Annotated in this window: 5 protein-coding genes; 3 read left to right on the top strand and 2 right to left on the bottom strand. The window is 59.1% G+C overall.

Features of this window, described 5'->3' with window-relative positions; all coding sequences use genetic code 11:
* Window positions 1–362 precede the first annotated feature (362 nt).
* From ACFFNA_RS35295 to ACFFNA_RS35285, 3 genes are all read left to right on the top strand, one after another.
* Window positions 363–758: a hypothetical protein gene (locus ACFFNA_RS35295; protein ID WP_378924516.1), complete on the top strand. Its 396-nt coding sequence runs from the start codon at window positions 363–365 to the stop codon at window positions 756–758.
* Window positions 755–1,276: a hypothetical protein gene (locus ACFFNA_RS35290; RefSeq protein ID WP_378924514.1), complete on the top strand. Its 522-nt coding sequence runs from the start codon at window positions 755–757 to the stop codon at window positions 1,274–1,276. The genes ACFFNA_RS35295 and ACFFNA_RS35290 overlap by 4 nt, the downstream gene beginning before the upstream one ends.
* Before the next feature lie 88 nt (window positions 1,277–1,364).
* Window positions 1,365–2,075: a pentapeptide repeat-containing protein gene (locus ACFFNA_RS35285; protein WP_111544953.1), complete on the top strand. Its 711-nt coding sequence runs from the start codon at window positions 1,365–1,367 to the stop codon at window positions 2,073–2,075.
* Between the two features lie 365 nt (window positions 2,076–2,440).
* On the opposite strand, the gene ACFFNA_RS35280 is transcribed toward ACFFNA_RS35285, so the two are convergent.
* Together ACFFNA_RS35280 and ACFFNA_RS35275 are read right to left on the bottom strand one after the other, a co-directional pair.
* Entirely contained in the window at window positions 2,441–2,605 is a 165-nt protein-coding gene (locus ACFFNA_RS35280) for a hypothetical protein (protein ID WP_378924518.1), read from the bottom strand.
* Window positions 2,606–3,101: 496 nt separating this feature from the next.
* On the bottom strand, window positions 3,102–3,269 hold the full coding sequence (locus tag ACFFNA_RS35275; RefSeq protein ID WP_378924511.1) for a hypothetical protein: 168 nt from the start codon (window positions 3,267–3,269) through the stop codon (window positions 3,102–3,104).
* Window positions 3,270–3,490: the final 221 nt, after the last annotated feature.

Below are 3,490 nucleotides of genomic sequence, written 5' to 3'. Positions count from 1 at the left end.
CTCGCGGGCTTTCGCCTCGCTTGCCGGCCGTGGGTTCTCCCGCAAATCATGCGGTGAACAGGCCTCCGTTCAAAAACGGAAGAGACCGGACTACCGAACCGGCCTTTTTGCCGTCTACAGCGTTGATTTTGCGTCATTTATACTTCGATCGCTTGCCGCCTTCCCAATGTGTTTCCCAAGGAAAATGCAACCTTAGGAGACAGGGAAATGACCTACCTTGCCATATTGCTGCTGCTTGCCGCAGCGGCGCTACGCACGCGCCTTCTACGCCTTCACCTTGCGCTGAGACTTCTCCGCCTGTCGAACGCCCTGGGCGACGCTGGCAGCCGCGTTCTTCGCCAAGTCGAGCGGGAGATAGGCCGATGAACGCCCATATCAGAACGTTGAAGCCCCTTGGAATGCCAAAGGGCATGGACCCGCGCCAGTGGCGCCAGTCGGTGCAGAAGCGCCTGAACGACCATCTGGACCGCGCCATGAGCCTGATAACGGCGCTGGATCTCATGGAGGCGGATTGCGACCTCGAAGACACGGCGGACGACGAGCCGTCCCTTGGCTGCCTCGATGATCTGGAGCTAGACAACGCCGACGACGAGGACGGCGGCGACACCGAGCCGAACGGCGACGAAATCGACTACTGCAGCTCCGAGGATGAAATGGGGACGTGCGACGAGCGCGACCCGGCCGCTACTCCCATGGCTCGACAGGCAATGCAGCGCCTTCGGGAAATCCAGCAGCAAGCCGAGCAGGTGCCATCATGAGCGACACGATCGACGCGCTCGACAATCTCAGCATGGCAAAGCATCTGTTTTTCGCAGCGCTAATGGCGTTGGCCGACATCGATGACATGCAGGAACGCAGTGCTATCGAAGCTGTGCTGAGCGAAGGTCTAGCGAAGCTCAAGGCAGGGGTCGCGACGCTTGAGACAATCAGGACGAACGGCGAAAACAGCCAGACCGCACCTAGTCATGCCGGTCAACTCGGCACCTTGATCACCGCGCACGTGAAGGCTCTGGCGGCATATGATGCCGAGCCCGGCGATAACCCGAAGTCGCCGGCCGTGGCGCGGGCGAACGCGCTCGTCACCAAGACGCGCCAAGCCCTGTTCGATCATCGGCCGACGAACATGGCCGAAGCCGCGCGCAAGGGCGAGTTCATGGCATCGTGCAGGACGTTCATCGAATGGGATGACTTTGATCAGGTCCAGTTGATCAACGCCCTGACGCCGATGGCCCGCTGCCTCAAGGTGGCGGGCTTTTCATTTGGCGGTGGGGACTAGCGGGATTAGCGGGCAAAATGCCGTCGCTTTCGAGTGTCAGCAGATGTGGTAAGGTTGATTGTCGGCGAGTAGCAGAGGTCCAGCAACAATGACTTTGAGACGAACCAGAGCTTACGGCACATCCGGCTTGGTTCTAGCGGTTTGCATTGTATTTGCTTGGCAGAACGCCGCTGCCGCTCAAAATTGCGACGCAGCCGCGACGCCTGGCGTCAATTGGCAGGACTGTGACAAAAAGCTTCTCATCCTAGAAGGACAGGACCTGAGCGGGGCGAACCTGATCGGTGTTGATTTCACTTCGACCGACCTCAGGAACAGCAATCTCCTTGCGGCAAATTTTGAGAAGGCAACGCTTGTGCGTGCTTCCCTGGCCGACTCGACCGCCAAAGGCGCCCGGTTCGACAAAATCGAGGCCTACAGGACCGACTTCAGCCATATGGACGCGCAGGGCGCTGTGTTTACGAGCGCGGAAGTGCAGCGCTCGAATTTCCAGGACGCCAATCTGACCAATGTTGATTTCACAAAGGCGGAATTAGGGCGAGCGCAGTTCCATGACGCCGATATCAGCGGCAGCCGCTTTTCGTTTGCCAATCTCGCGCGGGCGGACTTCCGAGGAGCGACGTTCACCGCGCCGATAGACTTTGACCGCGCTTTTTTCTTTCTGACCCGTATCGAGGGCCTCGATCTTTCCAATTCGGCGGGTCTATCCCAGTGGCAGCTCAACATGGCTTGCGGAGACGCCCGGACCGAGTTGCCTTCTGGCTTGACGAGGCCTGAAGATTGGCCCTGTAGCGAGCCATAGGCTCGGCGCCGTGTCGCTGCCGGGGCTGAAATCGTCAAGCGCGCCCTTGCGGGGGCGAAGCTTGCGCGCGATGCTGCCGCTAGTTCATTGCGGGGAGAATGACCCTTGAAAGTTGGGTGGCGTGACGCAGGCAAGCCCGAGACAGCCGGGGAATATCCCTTTCGGGGAGGATTGCTAACCGTTCGGGATCGCGAAATCACAATCTGGAAAGAGCACCCCAACGCGTTTTTCACGGTCGTCGAGTCCCGTCCCTACAGCGGGCCGACCTTGTATGCCTTGGGAAGTTGGGAATAACGCATGAGAGAGCCGAGTGCTGAATGGGTATGGCTGCCCGTTTATGGCGTGGGCGGCACCGCTTAAAGACTTCAACGCCCCTTCACCTTCGGCGTGATCTCCTCGACCCGCACCTTGTCGCCGATCTCTTTCGCCATCGCCAGCGCCTTGGCCTTGTCCTTCGTGGTCAGCACGGTGCGCCAATGCGGCTTCTCGAAAACGCTGACGATGTAGGTGGTTCTTGCGGGCTCAGGCACGGCTGGCATACTTCACCTTGCCCCACTGCGGCGGCCTGTCAGTGGGCTTCCACGAAGGCCTTGCAGCTGGGTGACAGCTGATCAATCTTGCCTGCAAGATCGCATTTGCCGATCGGTGTGGTTGGGCAAAGCCGTTTGTAGTCACGGTTGCATTGCTTGCCTTGGTAAGATTTGAAAGTTTTCACCTGCTTTCCGCCTACCGGGCTGGTTACTATGCCAGCACCGGTGTCCATCGCGCCATCACGGCCGGCCCCCTTGCCGCCTCCACGGCCTCCATGGCCTCCATGGCCTCCACCACCTCCACCTCCACCACCTCCGCCGCCTTTCGCGGACGCGATGCCCCTAAAGGCAGCGTAGACGACACTTGCACCCAGGATGGAAAGCAATGCACGACGTGATATAGACATTGTTCAATCTCCCCCTGCCACTTTAGCGATAGCTAAATTAGCACAAGGGAAGATGGATTTCACAAGAAAAGCAATTACACCTCGGTGGACTAACTGCCCTTGGTTTTGCCATAGCCGGTCGGGCTGGTGTCGGGCGTGTACGTCAGGCCGACATCGTTCCCGTTGCATTTCTTGCACCGAAGCTTCGGCCGAATGTCCCATTCCATCGCAGGCGCGTCCGGGCCGAAGCGATCGCGCAGCTTCACCAGGTCGAGCATCTGGCTATGGTTGCAGGGCGCGTGGTGACAGTGTGCCGTCACTGCCATCTTCGCATCGATCAGCGATTGAAACGTCCAGTCCTTTGCCATCCGGCCGATATAAGCTAGGGCGTCAGCTGGAGGTCTCGAAAAACCTCCCCATTTTGACCGGTTTGTGATTCACTGCCGTTGCGATTTGGAAGGAGGGATTGGATGCGGGGACAGGCCGGGTTCTGGGATAT

The sequence above is a fragment of the Mesorhizobium kowhaii genome, from assembly GCF_042431665.1.
Lineage (GTDB): Bacteria > Pseudomonadota > Alphaproteobacteria > Rhizobiales > Rhizobiaceae > Mesorhizobium > Mesorhizobium kowhaii.
The sequence above is the reverse complement of the archived record's forward strand: the minus strand, read 5'-3'. Positions and strand labels throughout refer to the sequence as shown.